The organism is Niallia sp. MER 6, assembly GCF_023714395.1.
In the GTDB taxonomy this organism is placed as follows: Bacteria; Bacillota; Bacilli; order Bacillales; family Cytobacillaceae; genus Niallia.
In genome coordinates, this window is the sequence record NZ_JAMAUK010000084.1 from 1 (window position 1) to 2,094 (window position 2,094).

2 protein-coding genes are annotated in these 2,094 nt (G+C 39.0%); both read right to left on the reverse strand.

Annotation, left to right across the window (positions count from 1 at the left end; translation table 11 throughout):
- Positions 1-60 precede the first annotated feature (60 nt).
- Positions 61-813, reverse strand: coding sequence for an IS21-like element helper ATPase IstB (istB, locus tag M3600_RS28245; RefSeq protein WP_182104193.1), 753 nt, complete (start codon positions 811-813; stop codon positions 61-63).
- Positions 810-2,012 (reverse strand): IS21 family transposase, encoded by a 1,203-nt coding sequence (gene istA, locus M3600_RS28250; protein WP_182104192.1) that lies wholly within the window; start codon positions 2,010-2,012, stop codon positions 810-812. The genes istB and istA overlap by 4 nt, the downstream gene beginning before the upstream one ends.
- Positions 2,013-2,094 lie beyond the last annotated feature (82 nt).

The following is a 2,094-nucleotide window of genomic DNA, read 5'->3' on the forward strand; positions in this document are numbered from 1 at the left end:
TGTCAAGGCCGATTAAAACTTCCTCAAAATCGCCGGTTTAAAATTCCCCAGAAGGACCTTTCAGTCCTTCTGTTTTTGCGTACTCAAATGCTTCTCTTTTAGTCTGTAACTATCACCTTTCAAGTTAAAGATACGAGAGTGATGCAAAAGGCGATCTAACATCGCTGTTGCAATTATCGGATCTCCAACCATTTCTCCCCATTCCCCAAAGCCTTTATTAGATGTAAGGATGATAGAGCCACGTTCATATCTTCTAGATATAACTTGGAATAAATAGTGTGCACTTTGCGTATCAAGGTTCAAATAACCAATTTCGTCGATAATTAAAACCGACGGTTTAATAAAAGATCCTATTTTCTTTTCCAGATTTCCCTGCTGTTCCGCTTTTCTTAACTGGGATACTAGCTCGCTCATTGTAATAAAATAGGTTTTCATTCCCTTAGTAATTGCCTCCATACCAATCGCTACTGCAAGGTGCGTCTTCCCAATACCAGGAGGACCTAGAAAAATTAAATTTTCTTTGTTATCGAGGAAGGAAAGATTCATTAATTCTCTAATTCTTCGTTCATCCAAGTCCAACTGGACTGTAAAATCAAATTGATTTATCGTTTTACGGTAAGGAAACCTCGCAAACTTAAGCAGGGTACTCTTTATTCTTTCTTGTTTTTCAGTGATTTCCAGCTCCAGAAGGCTGAATAAAAACTGGGAATATGGTACATTATCTTTAGATGCTTGTTCGGCCAGTGCGGACCATCGGTCCGCAATAACGGGCAAGTTTAATTTTTGGCTATACTCCTTTATCTCTCTTTTCATGATGATTCACCCCTAGTGAATTCATCATAGACGGATAGGGGACGTGTATCTACTTCCAATGAAACAGGCTGTGGGGCGCCAACCACGACAGTCTGTTTCTTTGTTATTTTTTCGGAGAAGGGAATTACCTTTTTCCGTCGCTGTAGCTTACTAATTTCTTCTCCCTGATAAAATATCCTAATTGAGCCCTCCAGAGATTCTTTTACCAATATTTCTTTACCAGCATACATAGAAGATAGAATCCAACTTTCTCCCTTATAGGAGAAGCTTCCATCCCAATGAACTTTCCTAAAGGAAATATAACTTGTATCATATTCTTTCTTCTCATTTATTGGTTGGAGCTTTTCCTCTGTCCATTTTTCTTGTGGGGAATAGCCGGTTGTTTCATTTCTCTTTCGATTACCAACGGAATCCAGCCATCTCATTAGAAGTTGGTTCAGTTCTTCCACACTATTAAACTTTGTCCCCACGTAAAAATGATTCATAATGTACTGAATGGCCCTTTCCACTTTTCCCTTTGTTTGGGCTCTGTACGGGCGGCAGGCCTTTGGAATAAATCCATAGTAAGAGGCGAATTCTGCGAATCTTTTATTCCATTTAACGACTCCTTGATCACGTCCATCTGTGACAGTCCTCATATTATCAAACAAGATAGTAGAAGGTATGCCACCCAGATATTTAAAACTGTTGATTAGACCTTGCATCACATGTTCCTGATCTTGGGATAAAGTAAACAGAGCATACTTCATTCGTGAATATCCTAAGATGGCAACAAACATGGAAAGCTTTATCTTTTCTCCGTTCAAAATGACTTCTCCGACCTCTTTCCAATCGACCTGCATCTGTTCACCCGGAAGGGTTTCATACCGGACAGTGTATTTCTTTTTTGCCTGTTCACGATAAGGCTGCATATAATCCTTTAATATCGTTTTGCCACCTTGGTAACCAAGCGCCTTGATCTCAAGAAGTAGTTTCTCAGCATTAAACACCCGATCCTCCAGCATCCTCCTATTGATATAATCCTTAAATTCATCTAGTTTACTGCTTCTATTTCTTTTCTTAGCAGTTGGGATGGTTTCAGACATTATGTATCTTTTAACCGTCTTACGGTCCATCTTCAACTCATTCGCGATATCAGTAATACTCATTCCTCGTTGGTACATTTCTTTAATCATAAAAAATTCCCCTCTTGTCTTCACGAACCATAGCTCCTCTCAACAAACTATGGTTCTATTTTAGATGGGGAATTTTATTCCGGCTATATTGAGGATTTTAACATCG